Annotated in this window: 19 protein-coding genes; 8 read left to right on the top strand and 11 right to left on the bottom strand. The window is 49.5% G+C overall.

Annotation, left to right across the window (positions count from 1 at the left end):
• Positions 1-2: 2 nt before the first annotated feature.
• The 4 genes from QVE09_RS09180 to QVE09_RS09195 all read right to left on the bottom strand — a co-directional run bounded on the left by QVE09_RS09180 (position 3) and on the right by QVE09_RS09195 (position 5685).
• A complete protein-coding gene (locus QVE09_RS09180) occupies positions 3-257 on the bottom strand; it encodes a hypothetical protein (protein ID WP_017689495.1) in 255 nt (84 codons plus the stop codon).
• An 87-nt stretch (positions 258-344) separates the two neighbouring features.
• Positions 345-533, bottom strand: a complete 189-nt coding sequence (locus QVE09_RS09185) for a hypothetical protein (protein WP_017689496.1) — start codon at positions 531-533, stop codon at positions 345-347.
• A 284-nt stretch (positions 534-817) separates the two neighbouring features.
• On the bottom strand, positions 818-1309 hold the full coding sequence (locus QVE09_RS09190; protein ID WP_315936563.1) for a phosphatidylglycerophosphatase A family protein: 492 nt from the start codon (positions 1307-1309) through the stop codon (positions 818-820).
• Positions 1310-1602: 293 nt separating this feature from the next.
• A complete protein-coding gene (locus QVE09_RS09195) occupies positions 1603-5685 on the bottom strand; it encodes a DNA polymerase III subunit alpha (protein WP_315936564.1) in 4083 nt (1360 codons plus the stop codon).
• Between the two features lie 266 nt (positions 5686-5951).
• Between QVE09_RS09195 and QVE09_RS09200 the strand changes: the two genes are divergently transcribed.
• The 3 genes from QVE09_RS09200 to QVE09_RS09210 all read left to right on the top strand — a co-directional run bounded on the left by QVE09_RS09200 (position 5952) and on the right by QVE09_RS09210 (position 7215).
• Complete coding sequence (locus tag QVE09_RS09200; protein ID WP_026081169.1) at positions 5952-6281, top strand: YtrH family sporulation protein; 330 nt, start codon at positions 5952-5954, stop codon at positions 6279-6281.
• A gap of 21 nt (positions 6282-6302) precedes the next feature.
• Complete coding sequence (locus QVE09_RS09205) at positions 6303-6791, top strand: sporulation membrane protein YtrI (RefSeq protein ID WP_315936565.1); 489 nt, start codon at positions 6303-6305, stop codon at positions 6789-6791.
• A gap of 82 nt (positions 6792-6873) precedes the next feature.
• Positions 6874-7215 (top strand): YtpI family protein, encoded by a 342-nt coding sequence (locus tag QVE09_RS09210; RefSeq protein ID WP_315936566.1) that lies wholly within the window; start codon positions 6874-6876, stop codon positions 7213-7215.
• A gap of 144 nt (positions 7216-7359) precedes the next feature.
• Here the strand turns inward: QVE09_RS09210 and QVE09_RS09215 are convergent, their stop codons facing one another.
• The 3 genes from QVE09_RS09215 to QVE09_RS09225 form a co-directional block, all read right to left on the bottom strand.
• A complete protein-coding gene (locus tag QVE09_RS09215) occupies positions 7360-8694 on the bottom strand; it encodes a DRTGG domain-containing protein (protein ID WP_315936567.1) in 1335 nt (444 codons plus the stop codon).
• Between the two features lie 211 nt (positions 8695-8905).
• A complete protein-coding gene (locus QVE09_RS09220) occupies positions 8906-9190 on the bottom strand; it encodes a hypothetical protein (RefSeq protein ID WP_085981456.1) in 285 nt (94 codons plus the stop codon).
• A gap of 151 nt (positions 9191-9341) precedes the next feature.
• Positions 9342-9689 (bottom strand): YlbF/YmcA family competence regulator, encoded by a 348-nt coding sequence (locus QVE09_RS09225; protein ID WP_036609862.1) that lies wholly within the window; start codon positions 9687-9689, stop codon positions 9342-9344.
• Between the two features lie 236 nt (positions 9690-9925).
• On the opposite strand from QVE09_RS09225, the gene QVE09_RS09230 reads away from it, so the two are divergent.
• Genes QVE09_RS09230 through QVE09_RS09250 form a run of 5 tightly spaced genes read left to right on the top strand, consistent with a single transcriptional unit; the run spans position 9926 to position 16288 of the window.
• Positions 9926-11293, top strand: coding sequence for a YheC/YheD family endospore coat-associated protein (locus tag QVE09_RS09230; RefSeq protein ID WP_315936568.1), 1368 nt, complete (start codon positions 9926-9928; stop codon positions 11291-11293).
• Between the two features lie 50 nt (positions 11294-11343).
• A complete protein-coding gene (locus QVE09_RS09235) occupies positions 11344-12534 on the top strand; it encodes a YheC/YheD family endospore coat-associated protein (protein ID WP_315936569.1) in 1191 nt (396 codons plus the stop codon).
• A 60-nt stretch (positions 12535-12594) separates the two neighbouring features.
• The gene (locus QVE09_RS09240) at positions 12595-13968 is read left to right on the top strand and encodes a YheC/YheD family endospore coat-associated protein (protein ID WP_315936570.1); all 1374 of its coding nucleotides are present in this window, start codon (positions 12595-12597) and stop codon (positions 13966-13968) included.
• Positions 13968-15074 (top strand): YheC/YheD family endospore coat-associated protein, encoded by a 1107-nt coding sequence (locus QVE09_RS09245; RefSeq protein WP_315936571.1) that lies wholly within the window; start codon positions 13968-13970, stop codon positions 15072-15074. Before QVE09_RS09240 ends, QVE09_RS09245 begins: the two co-directional genes overlap by 1 nt.
• A gap of 35 nt (positions 15075-15109) precedes the next feature.
• On the top strand, positions 15110-16288 hold the full coding sequence (locus tag QVE09_RS09250; RefSeq protein WP_315936572.1) for a YheC/YheD family endospore coat-associated protein: 1179 nt from the start codon (positions 15110-15112) through the stop codon (positions 16286-16288).
• A gap of 67 nt (positions 16289-16355) precedes the next feature.
• Here QVE09_RS09250 and QVE09_RS09255 read toward each other — a convergent pair whose 3' ends face one another.
• The 4 genes from QVE09_RS09255 to QVE09_RS09270 all read right to left on the bottom strand — a co-directional run bounded on the left by QVE09_RS09255 (position 16356) and on the right by QVE09_RS09270 (position 21814).
• Positions 16356-18278 (bottom strand): alginate lyase family protein, encoded by a 1923-nt coding sequence (locus QVE09_RS09255; RefSeq protein WP_315936573.1) that lies wholly within the window; start codon positions 18276-18278, stop codon positions 16356-16358.
• The gene (locus QVE09_RS09260) at positions 18275-18610 is read right to left on the bottom strand and encodes a cupin domain-containing protein (RefSeq protein WP_315936574.1); all 336 of its coding nucleotides are present in this window, start codon (positions 18608-18610) and stop codon (positions 18275-18277) included. The genes QVE09_RS09255 and QVE09_RS09260 overlap by 4 nt, the downstream gene beginning before the upstream one ends.
• Before the next feature lie 68 nt (positions 18611-18678).
• A complete protein-coding gene (locus QVE09_RS09265) occupies positions 18679-20076 on the bottom strand; it encodes an ABC transporter substrate-binding protein (RefSeq protein ID WP_315936575.1) in 1398 nt (465 codons plus the stop codon).
• 133 nt (positions 20077-20209) lie between these two features.
• On the bottom strand, positions 20210-21814 hold the full coding sequence (locus tag QVE09_RS09270) for a helix-turn-helix domain-containing protein (RefSeq protein WP_315936576.1): 1605 nt from the start codon (positions 21812-21814) through the stop codon (positions 20210-20212).
• Positions 21815-21816: the final 2 nt, after the last annotated feature.

Consider the following 21816-nt stretch of genomic DNA (forward strand, 5'->3'; position numbering starts at 1 on the left):
CTTCATCCGCGTGCTACGGTAAACCGCTTACGACCCACACGCTGCCATGGGCCTTGTCCAGCATTCACAACAAAAAAATCCGCCGGTACAGGGCAAGGATCAGCGGCTTCTGTCAGCACGATTGATGTTACCTGCAATAACCGAAAGATTGTTGCGCCGATGTTTGAATCTATCTTGGTAGGGTCTCCGGGAGCAACCAGGTCGGTCCTTGTCCTAACAAAAAAAGAAGGAAGGACAGCAGCATACAATACATGCAAGTCGATTCCTCTCTCCGCTTACGCGATTAGTCCCTTATGTACCGATGGTACTTCTTCATCTGCCAAGGCACGTCGATGTCGAACGAATCAGGAATGCAGAATGGAATTCAGCACTTCCTGGACCTCTTCCAATTCCCCAGAAGGGACGCGAATCTCAAATTGCTGCTTGGATAAACTGATGGGACGGGTCTGTACCAGAAAACCTTCTTCCGAAAGCTTGGTCTTGATCTTGTCCGCAACCTTTGCTGTCGGTGCAATGTAAATCACCGTCCACATGCCTTGTCCGCCCCCTAAGCTAATGTTCAGAGCCCGTATATTGGACTAATGATAACATACCTCACTTTTTTTCTGCAAGAAAGGGTTCGGGACCTTTGGGGAGAATTTGGGATCATGAGGGACATTTGTCCCCCACGAATAACTCATATGGTTGACGAAATCTTCTTGTTGATACCTCTTCCATAAGCAGCCCCAAGCTTATCAGGGCAGCATCAGCCGCCCTTGAAGACCTTCACATGGGTCATTAGATTGACCATAACAGACATGCATGGAAATACAGGGGGTTAAAGGTCTGAGGGGTATTTTTTGGCTTTAATATTTTTGTGTGCAATCCGGGCAGAAGCCGCAGCGGCCACCCCTGCGACCAGATCATCCAAAAAGACATGAATGGCTGTTGTGTGTTCGTTCAAATCATGAATTACACCTATTTTTTCTTTATCCAGGTAACCAAAGCTGGTTAAACCGATCATACCATACACATGAGTAATGCCAAGGGCCAGAGTCTCGTCCACTCCATACAGGGATTCATCCGCTTCCATAATAGCTTGTAACGGTTGGGGCAAGAGTCGTTTCTCCGCAAGTTCGTCGAGAGCAATACCGGTATAGAGCGTATATTGCACCTCTCGTTTCTGCAGAACGGATTTCACGCTGGTTACACAGTCGTCCAAGGTCAGTTCGGGGTGGTACCCTTTTTGCAGACGGTATACAATTGCGGCAATTGCATCAATCCGTACACCCCGCCGGGCCAGCATGGCTTCTACGATTTCATATGACATATCTCGACCTCCCGCATCAATCCCCCGAGGACCGCGAGGTCCTTCGGTGTTCTCAAGTGTATGCAGCAACCTGTTAAAATGTTCATAAAATGTGCGGATGGTTTAGACAAGTCGCACCCTGGACATGTTGCAGGATTGTACATTCAGCGCTGCACTGTAATGGGTCTGCAATTCGTTTATTTACACTATTCCGTCTGGAAACCGGGCTAAAACAATTACAAAAAAACCTGTTCAGCATTTAGCCAAACAGGTTTCATACTATGGATAAGTGCTATCACTTACGGGACAGCCCCTTATTTAATTTTGACTGTGCCTTCACCCAGCATTTTCTCCATATCGGAGAACAAGGTTGGTGATGGCTTAATCCGGTAGGCATCACTCAGCGCAAGCAGCTTCTGCTGCTGCTCATAGAAGAGCACCGTCGCCACAGGTCCGGGATGCTCCTGAAGCAGCTGCTTCAGACGAGCCAGAAGCTCAGGCTTTTCCGCATGCGGGGCAATCTTCACGAACACCCGCTGCTCCACGGCCCGCGGTTCGCGGCTCTGCTCCGGGCTGCCAGCCGCTTCAGCGGCACCGCCCGGCCGGGAAGCCGCCGCCGTGGCTGCGCCCGTACCCGCCGCATCGCTGCGCGTCGCTGCCGAGCCTTGGCTCCCGCTGCTACGCATAGCGGAAACATCCCCGCCTGCGCTGCTGCGCTGCGCTTCGGCTCCTGCGCCCGCTGGTCGCCGCGGCGAAGCCGCCTGCGCCGGGCGCGAAGAGCTGCCGCTACCGGGCTTGACGCGCCGGTCACGGCTGCGCAGCTGCTGCTCCAGTGCCGCCGGTGACAACGGCACCACTTCCTCAGCCAGCAGCTTAAACCCTTCGTCCTGCTGCTGCACTTTGGCACGCACGACGAGCAGTTCACCTTTCCCGACATGCTGCTGGCTACGCCGCCATACCTCGGGAAAGAGAACGACTTCACAGCGTTCAATCTGGTCTTCCAGCTCCATGAACGCCATAGCCTTGCCCTGTTTCGTCGTAATCGACTTCACAGACACAACCATACCCGCGGCGACGGTCATCGTGTCGTCTGCCGCCTCGGTCAGCTCCATGATCCGGTCAGCCCCACTCGATTCCAGCACATCTTCATAGTCATCCAGCGGATGCCCGGAAAGATACAAGCCTAACAACTCACGCTCTAGCTCCAGTTGCTGCCCTGAGGAATAAGGAGGAATTTCCGGGTATTCAATCTCCCAGTTTGGCGTCTCAACAAAGTCGAACAATTGAATTTGCAGATCCTCACGTTCCTTGCGCCATTTCAGCGCCGCTTCAACAGTCTCATCCAGCATCGCCAGCAATTGGGCCCGATGCCCAGGTAATGTGTCAAAAGCTCCGGCCTGGATCAGCGATTCAATCACACGTTTGTTGCATACACGCAGATCCACACGACGACAAAAATCGAGCAGACTGTCGAATGGTCTCTCCTGCCTTACGATCATAATGCTTTCCATTGCCTGGGTACCGACATTTTTCACAGCGGCCAGACCAAATCGTATTGCACCCGTTAATTTTTCCTCATCCTCGCGCGAGGAAGACGCTTCTTGTCCTTCGTCATTACCATTTTCCAATGAAGAAGCCGCCACCAATCCCGCTTCCTTCCGGTTGTCGGATGCCTCAGGCATCGATGTCGCTGCCTGCCACTCATATCCGCCACTGTCCTCTTCCGGTCCAGGACCGGGGTCATCCGGCAGAGGTGCTTCACCATATTCTGCTTGTCCCGAATGCCCATCATGCTCATGAACGCGATCTTCCCTGAAGGAACTCCCGTTACCGTTCGCAGCATGTTCTTCAGCCGAGCTTCCGGGGTTACTCTCTGCATCTGCTCCCGCAATCTGCTTCGATACCTTACTCTGATCTCCGGTTCCTGCGCTGCCGGACGGCACAAATACAGGCGTAAACAGAATACCGCTCTCATTCACATCCGGCGGAAGCACCTCCATATCCATCCGCCGGCATTCCACCACGTACTCTGCCACTTTCCGATGACTGCCCATCACAGCTGTTAACATGGATGCCATAAAATGAACCGGATAATGTGCCTTCAGATAAGCCGTCTGGAACGCAAGTACACCATATGCCGCGGCATGAGCACGCGGGAAACCATAGTTGGCAAACTTGACGATCATATCATAGACCAGGTCTGCCTCTTCTTCGCTATACCCTTGTTTCAGACTACCCTGTACAAAGTGTCCTCGCTCCAGATCCAGCACTTCCCGTTTCTTCTTGGAGACCGCTCTGCGAAGCAAATCTGCCTCACCCAGCGAGAAACCCGCCATCCGAGAGGCTATCTGCATGATCTGTTCCTGATACACGATGATGCCGTACGTATCTTTCAGGATAGGCTCCAGATCCACATGGGGGTAATCCACTTCAATCTGTCCATGCTTGCCCTGAATGTATTTCGATATGAACTCCATCGGACCCGGACGGTACAAGGCAAGTACAGAGATGACATCTTCAAAACTACTTGGCTTCATCTCTTTCAGCACACGGCGTACCCCGGCAGATTCCAGTTGGAATATGCCCATCGTGTCCCCTCGCCCAAGCATCTCGTACGTTAACGCATCATCATCGGGAATAAGACGGAAGTCCGGAATTTCTCCATGTTCCCCAATCCAGCGTACACACCGCTCAATGATCGAGAGGGTACGCAGACCCAAAAAGTCCATCTTAAGCAACCCGATCGACTCCAGGTTTTCCATGGAATACTGGGTTAACGCCGTCCCTTCACTGCCCTCCTGAAGTGGCACCGCATCGGTCAGAGGGTCACGGGAGATAACCACTCCCGCTGCATGCGTCGAAGCATGACGTGGCATACCCTCGACCTTCATCGCCATATCCAGCAGTTCACGCGTCTTGGGCTTGGTTTCATACAGCGCCTTCAGCTCAGGAGTAGCTTCCATGGCCCGCTCGATGTTAATGCCGAGCTGCGCTGGAATCAGCTTTGCAGCCTTGTCCACTTCGCCGTAAGGCACATTTAGTGCCCGCCCGACATCACGTACGGCCGCCCGAGCAGCCATCGTTCCAAACGTAATAATCTGAGCGACATGGGCTTTGCCATATTTATGCGAGACATAATCAATGACCTCATCCCGCCGTTCATCGCTGAAGTCAATATCAATATCCGGCATGGAGATCCGCTCGGGATTCAGGAACCGTTCGAAGAGCAGGTTGTATTTCATCGGATCAACATCCGTGATGTGCAACGTGTACGCAACCAGACTTCCTGCCGAAGACCCCCGGCCTGGTCCAGTAACAATGCCTTGTTTATGCGCATAGGCGATAAAATCCCAGACAATCAAAAAATAATCCGAGAAACCCATGCTGTCGATCACTCCGAGTTCATACGCCAGGCGTTGTTCCAGTTCGGATCGAAGCTCCGCGTCTGTCCAACGTGTGGACTGCGCGTAACGCTCCTCCATGCCTTCTTCGCACAGCTGACGCAGATACGCCGAAGGGCTTAGTCCATCAGGAAGCGGTCTATATTCCGGCAAAATCGATTTGCCAAATTCCAGCTTCAACTCACAAGACTCCGCAATGCGGACGGTGTTCGCCAGAGCTTCCGGTACATGAGGAAACAGACGAGCCATCTCTTCTTCACTTTTCAGATAGAGCTGATTGGTTCCAATTCGGAGCCGATTCTCATCATCCACGGTCTTGCCCGTTCCGATACAGATCAGCACATCCTGAAGCTCAGCATCCTCTTCCGACAGATAATGCGCATCATTGGTTGCTACAAGCGGAATCTCCAGCTCGGCCGCCAGTTTGATCAACTGCGGATTTACCCTTTTTTGCTCGGAAAGCCCATGATCCTGAAGTTCCAGATAGAAGTCGGCACCAAAGATATTTTTGTAGCGTAACGCCGCACGTCTTGCCTCTTCTTCTCGTCCATGCAGCAGATGCTGTGGTACTTCACCACCCAGACACGCACTTAGACAGATAATTCCCTCGTGATGGGCAGCCAGACTTTCCATATCTACACGGGGTTTGTAATGAAAACCCTCGAGATGTCCAATCGAGCACAATTTCATCAGATTACGGTAACCCGTCATATTTTTGGCCAGCAAAATCAAATGATGAATCGGTTGATCCTTGCGGCTTCCCCGCTCTTTGCGGGACCCTGCTGTCATGTATGCCTCGCAACCTATAATCGGCTTGATGCCTCGCTCCATACATGCTTTATAAAAAGGAATTGCACCATACATCACGCCATGGTCAGTCAGCGCAAGTGTCGTCATTCCGAGATCTGCAGCCTTATTCACGAGATCCGGAATACGCGCAGCGCCGTCCAGCAAACTGTATTCGCTATGAACGTGCAAATGCACAAAAGAACTCATGTTTTTTTCTTCCTTTCGCCGCAGATAGTCGCAGCATCGATCTTCTGATCCGTCTGCTACCCTATCTATCTCATATATATGAATTAAATAAATAAAAAAATGGAATCACCTATTAAAATTCGTGACAACCTCTTAAAAGGAGACTTTATTATTCTATTTTATCATAACGTTCGGGGGCACGCCCATACAATAGAAGTACAAGCCGCTCCCCCTGTGACAGACCGAAGACAGGAGGTGTGCTGCTAGGTCTGAAAGGGGTGTTGCCAGTGAGCACATTTTTGTCCAAAGCCATTCTTGATTTCTTTATTGCGTTTGGAATCGTGCTGGGCGGCGCGATGATCGGAGGTATTGGAGCGGTGATCTCTCTTCAGCCTCCGACACAGACGATGCTCGATATTTCTGGAAAAATAAAGATATGGGCACTCGCAGCCGCTGTAGGCGGCACAATAGATCCCATGCGTGTCATCGAAAGCAATTTCCTGGATGGTAACCTGTCTCCGGCGGTCAAACAGATCCTGTATCTGATCTCTGCTTTTATGGGCGCACATATGGGAACGGAACTCGTGAAATGGGTGTGCGGCGGAGGCCGGAGCTAATATGAGACAGGAACAGCGTTCATGAGAGTTCCGCCATTTTCTCGTTACCGCCCGCTGATGCGAATGACCGCTGTGTTTGTTCTGGGAATGATCGCTGGATGTGTCGTCTACAACGGCGTATTTCACCTGAGTTACAATGCGTTGTGGCTGAACAATCAGGAACTGCAGCTTCAGCTGCATCAGAATGAGGAGGATATCAAAACGCTGAAAAAATACAGTAAACGCCAAACCGTTATCAAGGAAATCAAGGTCCGTGCAGAAGAATCGGATAAGGGGCCAGACGAAGCTTCTCTGAAAGTGATGTTACAGAAGCTCGGAGACGAACTCGAGGTACTTCGGGGCAGAGACGTATTCAACATCGACGAATACAGCAAAATGACGCGAATCATGCTGAATCAGAAAGTGTACTCGGTCAGGGAAAAGGAATACACCATCCAGGTCAAAACGATGCTGGTTATGGAAGGCGTACTGCAAGTTTGGGTACAGATTCGCATGCACGTTCCTGCGTAACAGCAAAAAACTGCCCTTGTCTGCATCTCTGCATGGTACAATAAGGGCAGTAAATGCTTTCCAGAAAAGGAGCTGCGTCTTTGTGTTCATTGATGTACTCAAATATGCTCTAATCGCCATCTTTGCTGTTGCCATGGTTTTTGCAGCGTTGAACAGCATTCGTTCACACAGAAGTTCGGATGCCGCTAGCGCCGGTCTGTACCGTTCGTGGACGAATATCTGGATGGGTGGCATGCTTGTCGTGCTTGCACTGATCCTGATGTTTGTCTTCACGGGCTCCACTTTATCTGTGGTTGTGGAAGCTCTATTTCTGATTATGGGTGCGTACAATGTATTTGCCGGAATACGTAACCGCAGTTATTATGCCCGGCTTCAACAACGGTCCAATAATGGATCAGGTAAAACCTCTGGACAATCTGCATAATTCGTTGAAGTGTTATTGTTGTGTCCGCAAAAAGAGAGTACTTCCCTTCATTAAGCGAAGCCAGAACCGCGCGACAGCGCAACCCGGCAGAGCTTCTCGATCAGGGAGTACTCTCTTTGTTTATGCCCAAGGCAACGTACCCTGCTAGGCATGGTCAATCGACTGCAATGTCATTACCGCTTTGCATACTACACTGCCTTCACGGCTAACCACAATGTCCATTTTGCACGTTCGACGACTGGTTTCCAGAATTAACGGTCGAACCAAGATCTGATCCTCAATCTGTACCGGTCGAACAAAATACGTCGTTACATTATCCACCACATGGTCGTTCCCTGTAACATCCCACGCAGCCCGCCGGCCAGCCTGGGTCATCACATTCAACAGAACACCTTCGGAGATCGTACCCAGATCCGTTGCCATCTGAGGAATGATGAATCCGTGAAATAACAATTCGTTCTGTTCACCGCGCTCCTCGGCAAACCCGTTCCAGATCAGATGATCAAACGTCTCTCCCAGTTGTGGCTGCTTCTGTGCATCCCGCATGGCCTGAAGCACTTCCTTGCGTGTGACGGACGCAATCAGTTTGCGGTTCCGATCCACGATTGGCAGAAAATCGATGCCTTCCCAGGTCATAATCTGGGCAGCAGAAGCAAGAGATGTCTGCAATGAGGCCGTAATCGGGCGGCGTATCACACATTTCTCAATACTTTGATCTTCTTTCAGTTCACTAACATCCTTCAGACTCACAATCCCGATGACCCGGTTCCATTCATCCACGACTGGAAAGCGATGTTCACCCGTCTCCGAAACCAACATATGAAAATCTGCGGCTGAACTGGTCACCTTCAATACCTGCAAGCGAGGTTTCTGACCAATGATATCCTCAACAAGCATAATTTTTTTCTTAATCAGCCGGTCGAAGATCGCACGGTTAATCATTGAAGCCACCGTGAATGTATCATGTCTGGATGAAATAATCGGTAGCCCAAGCTCATCAGCCATAATTCTTACTTCACGACTTGTCCCAAAACCACCCGTAATCAACACACCCGCTCCCTGTTCGAGGGCAAGTGAGTGAGCATCTTCACGGTTACCCACAATCAACAAACTCCCAGCATCAATATAACGGGCCATTGCCTGTTCTTTCATCGCCCCAATCACATACTTGTGCAGCGGTTTGGCGAGCCCTTCGTTCCCCCCCAGCACATGGCCCTCTACAATGGTCACGACATCAGCAAAGGTCAACTGTTCCGACATGCCCCGAGGTCTCTTCTCGATCCGCACCGTTCCAATTCGTTCCTTGGTCACGACCAGTCCGAAGTTCTCCGCCTCTTTCACCGCACGATACGCTGTCCCTTCACTTACACCCAGCTCCCGCGCAAGTCCACGTACTGATATTTTACTGCCAACCTTCAGTTGTTCAATATGTTGAAGTAACTGTTCATGCTTCGTTACGTTCTCTTCCTGTCCGTCCAACTGTACCACCCCCGAAGATGCATCTGTACTATACTGTATCTATTATAACACGGCTTTAGGAAAATAACCCCACCCCTGCCCCATTCTCATAGGCAAGTTCGCCATCTGAATTTAATCATCCGACTAACCTCTAATTCGGTATGTACCAAAAAAGACCGGACCCCTTGTGTCAAGGGATTCCGATCTTTCATGTTGGATCTCATTCTGTATCTTATACAGACTCGCTCCGCTCCTGCTTGTCCAGCAGTTTCATCTCCCACTGCCGCAGCTTCGCCCGGCGAACGGCTTCCAGTGCACGCTTCTTTTCTTCATCCACACCGAGAATAAAATGCAGATGTGCACCAACGATTAATAAGGAGAACAGCACCCATACGATGCCAAAAATATTAACCCAGTCCATTCCTCCAGCAAAGGAAATCCGCGGCAGTGCAATGACCAGCATCGACAACGCAATAAGCAGATAGATTACATGTTTTGCTTTTTTCAACCTCTTCACCATTCACAGCTCCTTCGTTCTTGATCGACTCTATATGTCTAGTCTATGAACGATACGGAGCTAATATGAAAGGTTCAGGTAAAAAAACAAGACAACCTTTTAGTACGTGTTTATCCTTCGTAATCAAAAGTGGACTTTTTGAACTACCTTTTTACGCTTCAGCGCCACCATACAGATGACCCAGGCTGTCAGCAATAATTTTGTTCACGTCTTCAATAATGACACTGAGGCGACGCTCCGCGTCAAACAAACGACGGATGTTCAGATTCAAACTCAGCACTTCAAACAGTTTCTCCATTTTCTCCATTTCATCCGGAGCTGGCATATCCCCGCTCATCATACGTTGTTGCAATTCCATTTGTTGATCACGAAAGTTATCCAGCATTGCTTTTGCATCCGGATCAGCTTCAATCAGCTTCATCGCGGAAGTAATCTCTTCCACCTCGCTGCTTTCTCTCAGTGCTTTGGCCAAATCATTGGCTTTGTCATAAATGTTCACTATTATTCCTCCTCAGATTGGTTTGTTCATCCGTGTTAATACACGCTTTTCTCTCCTGTCAAACAAGGGAGATCTGAAACAGGCCATCGATAACCTGCCTCGAATCAAATGCATTTAATCCATATGGGTCAATCACCAAGGGTTATATGTCCTCATATGATGAAGCACATGCCATGTTCAGATGCCGTTCAACTTCGAGATCAGACATCAAGTTGCCGCCCGGAAGGAGATCCGTGATGTCCACTAAAAAAGTAACGATTCAGGTTACCGGCTCGGGCATCCTGCAGGACGACGTCATCATGCTGGGCGAAGGGGTGCTCAAGGCGCTTAAAATCCCTTCAGGAAGGCCGCTTCAGCTGCAATTTGGCTCTTTCCGCCGCGAAGTCACTGTTATTCCGGTACCAAAGTATGACGGGCTGCGCATCAATCAGACAGTTGCCAGCAAGACCGGTCTCGTTCCACGTTCGGTCCTGAGGGTATCCTATCGTTCAGCCAGCCGTACGCTTCGCCTTGGACCCTACATCAGTGTACTGGTTAGCCAGGATTATCCCGATCAGCCCGATCGGCCCTTTGGCTCCATCACGATGTTCTGTCAAGAACTGGTGAACGCCTGCCGTAAGCGAGGCGCCTATGTATCCTTTTTCACACCGGAGGATATTGGAGCGGTAACGGGTTATATGAAAGGCTGGGTGTATGATGACGGCTGGAAAAAGACTGTTCTGCCTGTAGCAGACGTCGTCAATAACCGGCTAACGTCCCGCAAGCTTGAGAACAAACCTAGCGTACAGCATTTTATGAAAGAAGTAAAATCGCTCTACGGCACACAAACCTTCAATGAAAAGTTTCTGGACAAAAACGAAGTATTTGACGCACTCAAGTCCATTTCAACGCTTAAACGAGTTCTTCCCGAGTCTCATTTGCTCAAGACGTCCACCATGCTCAAGACGATGTGCAACCGACATCCGGTTGTATTTCTGAAGCCCGTACGCGGTTCTTTGGGCAAAGGGATCATCCGGGTCTCACGTCAGACTGACGGAAGCTTCCTCACTCTGGCGACTGGCGTCGGAGGTACCCGGAAACAAACGTATACTTCTCTGGATAAACTGTATGCCAGTATGTCTGGGAAAATGAAAACAACGCGTTATCAGATCCAACAAGGGCTGACTCTCATTGACAACAGTGGCAGACCCGTGGATTTCCGTGCGCTCGTGCAAAAGAACCGTACAGGTAAATGGAGTGTAACCTCCATCGTCGCCCGGATTGCGGGCGGAAGTCACTACGTATCCAACCTGGCACGGGGTGGAAGTCTCAGCACCGTCAAGGATGCTGTTGCCAAGACACAGTTGTCTGGATCTGCCAAAGCTTCCGCGTATGCAGGATTGCACACCGCAGCACTGGATATCGCAAAAGGGATCGAGAGTGCCATCCCTGCTCATTTTGGTGAACTTGGTATTGATCTGGCCCTGGACACCACTGGGCGCGTATGGCTGCTCGAAGTTAACTCCAAACCATCCAAAAATGATAATACACCACTGAGTGAGAGCAAGATCCGCCCTTCCGTCAAAGCCATGCTCGAATATTCTACGTACCTGGCGGGTTTTTGAAAAGTTATTCCCTATAGGAAACAAATCTGATAGAGGAGAGGTGCAGCGTAATGTTTCCAACATCTCAGACCAAGACACTGGCCATTCTGGTACGTGCAACCGAAGGCTCACCTCCCTTTACGGATGAACTTTTCTGCCGACGTCTCAGTTTGGGGAGCATGCAATACGCCCTTCAGATTATTGTGATCCCGATATCGAATGATGCAGTCCATCTCCCTCTTCAATGGGGATATACCTATCATCAAGGGAAGTGGAATTCGGTACCTGTTCCTGCAGTCGACCTCATTATGGATCGTTGTCTTCGCCCTATCCCCAGGAAAGTCAGACAACAGCTTAAGGAATGGATACCAACCAACGGCACAGATCAACACCGTTATTGGTCTGCTTCCCTTCCAGGAAAATGGGAGGTACATCGTGTGTTGTCCCGAAATCCTGAATTGCGGTCACAACTTGCTCCCACAACCCGGATCGGATCGCATATTCCTTGGGAAACATGGCTGGACCGTTGGCCCAGAGGACTATTCTTCAAACCGGTAGCCGGAACTCATGGCAAAAATACCTTTCGCCTGTCTCGAGGAGCGACCCCATCAACATGGATCGTGGAGGGTCGTAACGCAGACAATGAACCCTTTTTTCTTACATTCAATCATACACAGAACGTATCTTCCTGGCTGGCATTACATCAGGCTGAGCGTAAGATGATCGTGCAGCCCTATCTGGAGCTTAGCCATCATGGAAGAGCATTCGATATACGGGCTCTAATGCAAAAGAATGGGCAAGGTCGCTGGAAACTTACCGGATGTATGGTACGAGAAGGACCCGAAGGTTCACTCACGTCCAATCTTCACGGTGGGGGTAAAGCATACCCTGCCCATGCATATCTGCTCCAGCGATATGGAACGATTCGTACAGAAGCTCTGCTGAAGCACATCCGGCAGACTGCTACGCTTATTCCCACCCTGCTGGAGAGCCGTTTCGGCAGACTAGCCGAATTGGGGCTTGATTTCGGAGCAGATGCAGAAGGCCAACTCTGGCTAATTGAAGTCAACTCCAAACCAGGCCGCACCTCATTTGCAGAAGCGGGCGACCGACGCATGCATACCCTGACTTATACCCGGCCGCTTGCCTATGCCCGTTATCTGTTGCAACAACATGTTCTCACGGACGTCATTCGTCCAATGAAATTGCCGAATACATCCAGCAAAGCTGGCCTGAAACCCATCCCGATTCACGGCGGCTGAGGCCCGCAGCGCCCGCTTGCCATGGAGCCCAAGGATCTTTTCAGGATAGGAGGATAAATCATGAGTTTGACCTTTTGCAATCTGCATTTCACCAAGCAACCGGATAAAGTGGTTTATGTATCCAACGCTTTAATGAAGAGCCTCAACCTGTCCGGCAAAAAAACGGTGCACCTTCGCTTCGGGCGTGACCGGGTGCCTGCAACGATCAAACCAATCAAAAAAGCAGGTAAACATCTGTATCTCGCTTCAGGTATCCGTAATATGATGAACGTTCCCAAACGGGGCAGTATTTATCTCCGGAATTTGCAAAATGATGAGGTCCAGTTAGGTCCACTGATCGGCGTACTCTCTGATGGGCCTGCGACGAGCACTAATCCATTCGGTTCCCGTACTGGTTTCATCAAACAGTTACTCCGTGAAGGCAGCCGAAAATCCTATATTTATGCCTTTACTCCCCGGGATATCAATTGGCAGAATGAGACGGTATCCGGTTTTTTTCTGAATGAAAACGGAAGCTTTACCCGCAAAACGGTACCTCTGCCCGATGTGGTCTACAACCGGTTACCGAGCCGACGTTCAGATTTCTCACCAGCCATCAACCAACTGCGGGACCGATTTGTTCGTCGGAAAATTCCGTTCTTTAACTGGAGCTTCTTCAACAAATCGGATATCTATACATTGCTGGAGAATGAACCGGTAGCAGGACGTTATATTCCTGAATCAATTACCAATCCATCCATTGAACAGATGAAGGAAATGTTGGAACGCCATCAGTTCGTCTATTATAAGCCTACTGCAGGAAGTCTGGGGAACGGGATCTACCGCCTGACTTATTCGCCCAAACGTGGATATTTCGCACGTTACCGCAAAAAAGGCGGTAATGCACTCCTGCGTTTTGGGTCCTTCAACAGTCTGATGCGCATGCTTCAGGGAAGACATGGCAAACAGCTTCGCGGATATGTAGTTCAGCAGGGAATACGTTTAATTGAGATTGATGAATGTCCAATTGATTTCCGTTTTCACATGCACAAAAATGGTAACAATCAATGGGTTGTTGTCGGGATTGGAGCCAAAAAGGCAGGACGTGGCAGCGTCACAACACACATCAAAAATGGCGGCTCCCTAATGACTCCTGAGCAGGCGCTCAGTCGCAACTTCGGCGATCGTGCGGGAGAAGTTCTTCAACATGCCAAATCCGTCGCTATTACACTGGCCCAGGCGATTGAAACCCAGCACCAGCATCTGATTGGTGAGATTGGCTTTGATCTGGGCATTGATCAGGAGGAACATGTATGGATGTTCGAAGCGAACGCCAAACCCGGGCGCTCCATTTTCCGTCACCCTTCACTCCGGGTGGAGGGAAAATCGTCGGTGGAGCACATCTTGGAACACTGCCTGTATTTGAGCAAGTTCCGGAAGAAGGAAGAAATTTGATGAGCCTTCATGATGATTTCAAACCTGTCATTGCTGTTTTGACCATGCATGATAAACAGCGCATGTTCAGGGGAAATCATCAAAATTTTCAGGATATCTTACAGACAGGCGAGAGCATGGGATACGTGGTGTACATTGTGACTGTGCGGGATCTGAACGTGAGTGGTCCCACCGTGATAGGTTACACGTACAACAAGGGGAGTGGAAAGTGGGTTTCACAGCCTTTCCCCCTTCCCCATGTTCTGTACAATCGTATTCCAAACCGGGAAGACGAAGGAAAACCTTCCGTTCAGCGCAAAATTGACGAATGCATGCAAGCAGGAATCGAACTGTATAACCCATTCTTTTTCAACAAATGGGATCTGTTCGAATGGCTTAAGAAGTCCAAATCGACTCAGCAACTGATCCCTTATACTCGGCGGATGCGAAGTGCTTCTTCTCTGGGTGCCGTTCTACGGACGTATCCCTATCTGTACCTTAAACCCGAGAGCGGCAAAGCTGGCAAAGGAATCATGATGCTTAAATTCCAGGAAAAAGAACGGCTTCCCTATCGACTCAAAATACAAACCACACGTAGAAGCACGACCTATAAAGCATCTACACTTGCCAAGTTATGGGCACGAATTCGCAAAGAAACCGGACATACGCCCTATATCATGCAACAAGGCATTGAGCTGGCATCCTCTCGTAAACGCCCCTTTGATTTGCGTGTTCTTGTACAAAAGAACACCAAGGGCCAATGGAGCGTAACCGGTGTAGGAGCAAGACTTGCTGGCTCCCGCAGCATTACAACCCATGTGCCGCGCGGTGGGAGCGTAGAAGACCCCGAGAAGCTGCTGACCGAGCTTTTTGGCGAAGAAATGTCAACAAACCTGATGAAACGTGTGAAATCCACTTCATTAATGATCGCAAGACAGGTAGAACGGGGATCAGGTTACACGCTCGGAGAAATGTCCATGGATCTGGGCATTGATGACCTGGGGGAACTCTGGTTCTTCGAAGCCAATGCAAAGCCCATGAAGTTTGATGAACCACAGATCAGACGCCGGTCATTGGAACGTATATTTCACTATAGCGCTTATCTTGCCCGTCAGTCCAAACGATGATAGACAGGAATACTGCAAAAAGAAGGTGATTGTTTGTGTCCTCACCTGTTCTGGGCATTATGACGTTGTACTTAAATGAACATCGCGCTCTTGAAGAACGAAGCGTATATCGCAGAATGATTCTTGAAGGGCGCAAGCGGGGACTCGATATCTATGTATTCACACCAGCCGACGTACACCCCGGCGGCAAACAAATTGAAGCCATGGTTTTTCATGAAGGTAAAGGCTGGTCCAGGGAGTGGCGATCATTCCCGGACCTGATCTTTGATCGCTGCCGGATTCAGCGTAACCGAAGGTTCCAGCAATTGCTTGCTTTTCGTGAGAAATATGGGCATCTGCTCTTTCTGAACAGGCCACTGCGCAATAAGTGGACCATCCACCAGACCCTTTTGCAAAAAGCCAACTTTCGTGAACACCTGCCGGAAACCGCCCTATTTCAGGATATGTCCGATGTAAACCGGATGCTCAAAGTGTCTTCTCTGGTCTATCTCAAACCCATTAATGGAACAGGCGGACGTGGTATTCTGCGCATTGAACGCAGCAATAACGAGGCTAATACGGTGCTTGTTCAGGGGCGGGATCAGAAGCGTCGTATCATCACTCCACGTAAAGTTCATTTATCACGACTTGGCTCGTTGCTCCAGCACTGGAACATGAAAGACAAGTATCTTGTACAAAAGGGCATTCAACTTCAGCTTCCGAATGGACGTGTGCATGATTACCGCATGCTGGTTCAGAAGAACGGTGAAGGACAATGGGAGCTTACTGGATGTGCCGGACGCATGGGTGCAGAAAAAAGCGTAACCTCCAATCTGCATGGCGGCGGTCAGGCAATAGCGATGGACCGACTCATGAAGCAATGGATCGAAGATGACGACCTCCGGGAAGAAATTAACATGACTGCAGAGAAATTCGGCATTGATGTTGCTTCGTTTCTGGAAGATACGTATGGGGACCTATGTGAGTTGGCACTGGATTTGGCGATTGACAGAAGCGGGCGTATCTACCTTCTTGAAGTCAACCCCAAACCTGCACGTGAAGTATTCGCTCGCATCGGGGAGCGGGATATCTACTATAAAGCCATCACTCAGCCGCTGGAGTACGCCTTATGGGTATATCGCAACAGACCTTCCGGAATAGCCAGAAAGCCAGCCATTCCCGGGCCCGTTACGCAAAAATCACCCAGAGTAAAAAGAAAAAGGAAAGCCAAGTGAGTGGATTAGAAAAAGCAGGAGTATATGTTCGCCAAGTGCGAGCATCTGCTCCTGCTTCACTGTTTTTTTATTTCTGCTCTTTCGTCCATTGCAACGTGTCATTGTCAATCACAATATACCCTTTTTCCTGACCATGCACATAAGATAATGCCAATCTCATCAGGTCAGGTTCTAGTTGGCATGTGGTTACACGTGTAACCTGGTCTGTGTGATCCGCGGGCAGGCACAACGTCAGAATCCCCACTTTACCCGAGAAATCAGTCTTGCCCTGGATGACCGATGTTTCCAACTTGGAACCATATACCTCAGATACCCAGCCGGGCTGCTCCGTCAACTCGAAGGCTCCCTTCCAGATGCCTGCCGTAACCCATTGCATCGTCAGCGTTATGGAAGATGCCTCATAGCTCATATCCGCCGTCATTTCTCCGGCTTCATTCATTCTCAACACAATATCCGCTTGCGGATGCAGGTGAAAACGTTGTTCCAGAGTATGCTCTGCTTCTGCCTCCAGCCAATCCACAATTAGTAGTATAGGGATCTCCACCCCTGCCAGCATCCAACGACGATGTGTAACTGGATCTGGCAAATGCGTATATCCATCCTGTGAAGCATCAATGAAATGATAGCTATCATTACTCTCCCAACGTAGCGTTGTGGACTGAGCCTCGGGTTCACCCCATTGCTGTGTGGTGAGATAAGGTGTCTGATCCAGACCATCCACCGTGACGGTATTGTGCGCCCGCGTACTTTTGAAATACCGCCTCCATTCCCCTTCTTCATACGTGTAACGTCCGGTGTCCGTGAAGAAAAGCTGATTCTTCCACATCCACTCCACATTCAGCGCGTCCGCATGTCCGTGCGCTCCGCCCATGGCAGCCGCATCAAAAAAAAGATATTGATACTTGTCCCTCATGACATAATATCCTGTCTGCGGAAAAGCCCGACTCGACAAAGCAGGAGAAGCAGCAGCCTGTAGTCTGAGGCATCGCTCATATTTCTCCACACCCAGCAACCAGAGACACTCCGAGCTATCCGTTCCGCGAGCCATCAAATCATCATCGTCCAGAATCGCTCCAAGCAGGGTCAGTCGTTGTCGTCCATCGCCAACCCAATCCGAATCACCAATACCGGTAGACTGATGATCTGGTCGGATCAGCGCCTCAGTAAATGCAGCCATTTGGCGTAAACAGCGGGCATACCATGCCGAGAAAGGATGTCCTGAAATCTCGCCTAACCGATAAGGCGTGCCAAACATTTCGATGCTGGCATTGTGGTAATGTGTTGTCAGTTCAACCTGTATCCCTTCTTCACCCAACTGGTGCAGCAAACACAGCTCAAGACGTTCCATCGCCACTTGACGCCAGTATGCACTTCGCGGATGTTGGTGGTAGAACGTAGCAATCATGAACAAGCCTTGCATATGCATAATGGCATGATTGATTTCCGTGCTGCCGAGGTAACGGGTTAAAAACTCGGCGTGCTCGTCCAGACCTTGTCGAAACTCCGCCTGAAAGCCTACGTCTAGCAGTGGACTTGCTTCCATATATTTATATGCCGATATCCAGGACTGCACACGTAGCCCTGTCTCCAGCAGGCGCCACGGTCCGGGTTTTTGAAAGAACACGGCCTCGTCGTAAACCAGATTTACAGGCACAGGGTTTTGCTGTCTCCAGCTACGGAAGTGGTCAATAAATGCTGTTACATATAGCGGATTGCCCTTCATCAGATACGCCTTGCCCAGATCGAGCATATGCCAGTGTCGATTGATGCCCCATGTGAACTCCAGATCATTGGTCGGGTTGTGAAGCCAGTCCACAGGTGTCCCCATCGGAATCCAGCGATTCAGATCGTTGGTATAAGGAACGATAAATTCATTCAGGATGGCACGATTGGCAATCGTGAGCGAATTTCGGGCTTCTTCCGGAAAATGTTTTTCATAATATTGGGCAGCCCGTTGCAGATCCGTTGCCGAAAGGTAAAAATCGCTCATTGGGATGCCTCAAGGAAATCCTGACGGAACGGGGTAAACACATCCAGAATGACTGAGTCCTCCAGTGCCTTGACCCCATGCGGGACGTTAAAACCGGCATAAAAGCTGTCCCCTGCTTTTAAAATGTGAGTTTCTTCGCCGACCTGAACCTCAAAGCTGCCTTTGACGATATAACTGACCTGTTCATGCGCATCATGGGAGTGAACTTCTCCAATGCCCCCTTTAGCAAAGGTAACCTCCACCATCATTAATGTACCGCCCATACCCAAAATCTTGCGGGAACTCGTTTCGTTCATGATATATGCATCGGTAGGCTCATGATTAATAATCATTTTGCTTTTCCCCTTTCCTTGTGAATAAGCGACCGAAGTGATTAAACCACGGCCGCTACGAACGTTAATTAGTCTTCTGTGGACAATTTACCCTGAAGCTTGGAAGAATCAAACGATGGATCAGCAGTTATGTTGGTCAGCCCTGCCGCTTTGGTTTTCTCCAGAGCTGCATTGTATCTCGTATCCAGATCCTTAATTACATTATCGAGATCGCCACCCGTGAATACATAGATGGAGAATGCATCACTCCATTTATTTCCTTCCAGTGAACTCTCGGTCACCACACTTGGATTTGCCGGGAAGATGGCATCATAACGTTTGGGCAGGAAACCTTCAATGCCCGGAATGCTTGGTTTTTTACCAGAGCTTAGTACAGCAGGAATCAGTGAAATCCCATATCCTTTTTCGTAATACTCACTCTGAAGATCAGTGCTGTACACATACTCCATAAACTTCCATGCCGCTTCCTTGTTGGCAGAATCTGCATTGATGCCGATGTAGGAACCCCCGATGACTTGCGAAGCGCCCTTGATTGTTCCATCATTTGTTGGCACAGGAGCCGCTGCCCAATTTTCTTTTGTAGGGAACTGATCTTTATATACACCTGGTTCACCGGAGTGGTTAATGTACATTCCGATTTTGCCTTGAGCAAACTGGGCTCTGAGCGGATCGATGTCCAGACTTTCAACTCCTGGCAGCATGCTGCCATCCTGATTCATCTGACGAAGCGCCATTGCGATATCCTTGTACATCCCAAAATCAAATTGGCCTGTCTTGTAGTTGTAACCATCAATACCCACATTATTGCTTGCACCTGCAATCGTATTGGCGGCTCTCCAGAAGCCGCTGCTGCTCTTGAACGGGCTGGCAAAGCCATAGATGCCTTCACTTTTACCAACTTCGGTAATTTTTTTGGCATCCGCAACCATCTCAGCCAACGTTTTTGGCGGACTCTCGATCCCTGCCTTTTTGAAAATATCCTTGTTATACACAAGCCGCCAGACCTGCCCTGTATTGGGGAGGGAATATATTTTTCCATCAATCGTGTTTTTATTTTCAATCAAGCTGTCTTTAAACACGGCCTTCATCTCATCACTCATGTAGCCATCGATCGGGGCGAGATACCCCTTCTGATAATACGTCTGAAAATCATTAACTTGCAGCACATCGGGTGCCTGCTTGCTGGCAAAAGCAATATCGACCGCCTGTGGATAGTTGTCCCCCATTACGGTCATCTCCACTTCAATGTTGTCCTTGTTCGTCTGGTTGAACTCATCGATCTTGGATTTCATAAAATCAGCATCATGGCGGTCCGGTGTCCAATATATGATTTTGGTTTTCCCTCCGGCATTCTCCCCGCTGGTCCCCGATTCGCTATTTGCCGAAGTACCACTGTCAGCAGAACAACCTGCCAAACTTAGCGCCAGCAATGCACTTAGCGTAGTCACCGTCCACTTTTTAACCATTGATATGCCCCCTTATGCTTGTCTGGACAACCCGTTTGGTTATCCGTTAACGTAATGATAATCGCTCCGCTTTCATGGAGGTGAGGGACATTCTGACTTTGCATGGTGGGACAAATGACGATCCGTATCGGTTTCAGTTCTCATACATTTGTCGGAAGCAGGTTGGCGTCATTCCGCAATATTTCTTGAACAAACCGCTGAAATAAGGCCTGTCCTCATAACCCAGCCTCTGGCAGATCTCTTGCACCTGTACACCTGCAACCAGCAACTCTTTTGCCTTTTCCATCCTCATCTTAGTAATATATTGAATCGGCGTTATGCCCGTTTCCTTTTTGAAGGCATTGGCAAAGTAACTCGGACTTAAATGCACGGATTGGGCACAGGCATGCAGCGTCAGATTTTCTGCAAGATTCAGACTGATATATTCCTGCGCCTTGCTAATCGCCTGCTTGACATCGGTGAGTCGTTTTTTGTCCATAATCTCGCAACCCATACTGCTAAAATGTTTGATATATCCCCTCCAGCCCTCAAACGTCAAGGAACGCATCGCCTCAAGCACTGTCAGGTCGGCCTCCAGACGCAAGCGTTCCTCTGCTGTAATCTCATCACAAAAGGCACGGTAGATGGCAAAAGCCAGTCCTGACAGCAAACGAATCATCGTGAGCGGCTCGGGAAAACCTTCGGAAACCTGCCATTCTTCGAGAATTTCATCAATGATGCGGTGACAGGTGCTCTCATTACCACATTTCAGTGCGTAAAAAAGCTCTTTCTCCTTCTCCAAAGGATATACCGGAGCCACACAGGCCTGATTCTCCAGTTCAGCATACTGGAGGATGCAATTTCCTTCACTGTAAAAACGATAGGATATCGCCTGATCTGCATGTGCGTAGGACGTCCAGATTTCCTGTGGTCTGCGGGCAATCGTACCAACACCAATTGAGACTGTTTTTTTGCTGAATCGCTCCACATTTTGGCGGCATTGCTCCAGTAGCTCAGAGACGTCGATCTGGCTTGGTGTGTTAAATATGGCTGCAAGCCGGTATCGGTTTTCCCGTAAAACAACGCCCTTGGTATAGCGGTTTAAGGTTTCTCCCACAATATTTTGGACCGCAAAAGGAACGATTTCGGCATCCAGATGCATCGTGTATCCATATCGCGTATAACCATCCACCTCGATGACCATGACGAGAAGATTGGATGAATCGAGATCAATATGCAGCTCGTTCCAGCGACTTTCATTCAGGAATCCCCCGATTTCATGACGCAACAAGCCCAGTAGATAGCTGTGACGCTCATACTGGCTGCTGCTCTCCACCTTCTGCTCCAACTGTTCCAACTGTTTGCACTGTGCCTGTTCTTCCTTAATCACCTGTCTTACCTTCAACACCGCACCGAGGATTTCTTCAGGGGTAAACGGTTTGAGCAAATAATCGGATGCACCCAGTTTGATGGCCTCCTGTGCATATTGGAAATCCGAATAACCACTGATAAAAATAAATTTGGCTCGCAGTCCGGCATCCAATGCCCGCTTCATTAGCTCCAGCCCGCTCAGCTTGGGCATCCTGATATCACTAATCACGATGTCGGGTTGCTGCTCCAGCAACAAGGACCAACCGCGCTCTCCATTGCTCGCCGTGCCTACAATCCGAACCTGATGATCTTCCCACGGAATAGTTGAAGATATGCCCTTTACAACTGCCTGGATATCATCCATAACACACATCGTCAATTGGCCCATAC

The organism is Paenibacillus sp. ClWae2A (genome assembly GCF_032452295.1).
Classification (GTDB): domain Bacteria; phylum Bacillota; class Bacilli; order Paenibacillales; family Paenibacillaceae; genus Paenibacillus.

Bases quoted from the DNA above. Each gene is read 5' to 3' on its own strand.
- QVE09_RS09185 (WP_017689496.1), bottom strand. From the start codon at position 533: ATGTGGACGGTGATTTACATTGCACCGACAGCAAAGGTTGCGGACAAG.
- QVE09_RS09235 (WP_315936569.1), top strand. From the start codon at position 11,344: ATGTTTCCAACATCTCAGACCAAGACACTGGCCATTCTGGTACGTGCA.
- QVE09_RS09265 (WP_315936575.1), bottom strand. From the start codon at position 20,076: ATGGTTAAAAAGTGGACGGTGACTACGCTAAGTGCATTGCTGGCGCTA.
- QVE09_RS09195 (WP_315936564.1), bottom strand. From the start codon at position 5,685: ATGAGTTCTTTTGTGCATTTGCACGTTCATAGCGAATACAGTTTGCTG.
- QVE09_RS09255 (WP_315936573.1), bottom strand. From the start codon at position 18,278: ATGAGCGATTTTTACCTTTCGGCAACGGATCTGCAACGGGCTGCCCAA.
- QVE09_RS09240 (WP_315936570.1), top strand. From the start codon at position 12,595: ATGAGTTTGACCTTTTGCAATCTGCATTTCACCAAGCAACCGGATAAA.
- QVE09_RS09205 (WP_315936565.1), top strand. From the start codon at position 6,303: ATGAGAGTTCCGCCATTTTCTCGTTACCGCCCGCTGATGCGAATGACC.
- QVE09_RS09270 (WP_315936576.1), bottom strand. From the start codon at position 21,814: ATGGGCCAATTGACGATGTGTGTTATGGATGATATCCAGGCAGTTGTA.
- QVE09_RS09190 (WP_315936563.1), bottom strand. From the start codon at position 1,309: ATGTCATATGAAATCGTAGAAGCCATGCTGGCCCGGCGGGGTGTACGG.
- QVE09_RS09260 (WP_315936574.1), bottom strand. From the start codon at position 18,610: ATGATTATTAATCATGAGCCTACCGATGCATATATCATGAACGAAACG.
- QVE09_RS09245 (WP_315936571.1), top strand. From the start codon at position 13,968: ATGAGCCTTCATGATGATTTCAAACCTGTCATTGCTGTTTTGACCATG.
- QVE09_RS09230 (WP_315936568.1), top strand. From the start codon at position 9,926: ATGTCCACTAAAAAAGTAACGATTCAGGTTACCGGCTCGGGCATCCTG.